Annotated in this window: 1 pseudogene; it reads left to right on the top strand. The window is 49.1% G+C overall.

The features are described 5' to 3' along the window. Positions 1-144: 144 nt before the first annotated feature. Positions 145-372, top strand: a pseudogene (locus tag DW49_RS1000000134425) (Rap1a/Tai family immunity protein); the annotation flags it as partial. Between the last annotated feature and the right edge of the window lie 274 nt (positions 373-646).

Here is a 646-nt window from a genome sequence, read left to right on the forward strand (position 1 = left end):
CTGCGGCCTCGCGTTTGAATTCAATGGAAAAGGTACGGCGTTGTTTGGTCATCAGACACCTCTATATCTGGCGATATTCTCGCCTAAATGAGTGTCCGGAATCATTAGACCACTACAGATCCGACACCGCCATCCAAGTATTTTGCATCAGGTGTGTGTGCGGGGTACGTAAATGGAATGATAGACGGAATCCACATAGCTAAGGTACTTAGCCCTGATAGAGTGGATGTCTGTTTTCCTGATCATGGCTTTACCAGCTTTCAGGCTGTAAAGGTGGTTCAACGATACCTCGACACCCATCCTGAAAGACTGAATGAGGACGCGATGGTTTTAACCTCAATGGCCTTTAAACAAGCGTTCCCATGCCAGTGAGAGCTAAGTCGAAGCCAGCAACACTTTTTTCTTGACATGCAAGAAAGGAACCTCAGGGGGGCCTACATAATTCGGAAAAAATAGTACGCTAAGGTTTTTCGAGTGTATTCCAGTCTGCGAGTTGCCAGCCATCGAAGGTTGGCCATCAACCGCTCCGTAAGGTTGGGCTACACCTCAACCCGGCGTCAGGCCACTCACCAGCCCCCTGTCAGACTAGGACGGTTTTCTGTATTTCCTGACGGATCGCCGTCAACTTCTATGACCTCAACCTGAC

Origin of the sequence: Pseudomonas avellanae BPIC 631, from assembly GCF_000444135.1 — a bacterium.
Taxonomy (GTDB): Bacteria; Pseudomonadota; Gammaproteobacteria; order Pseudomonadales; family Pseudomonadaceae; genus Aquipseudomonas; species Aquipseudomonas avellanae.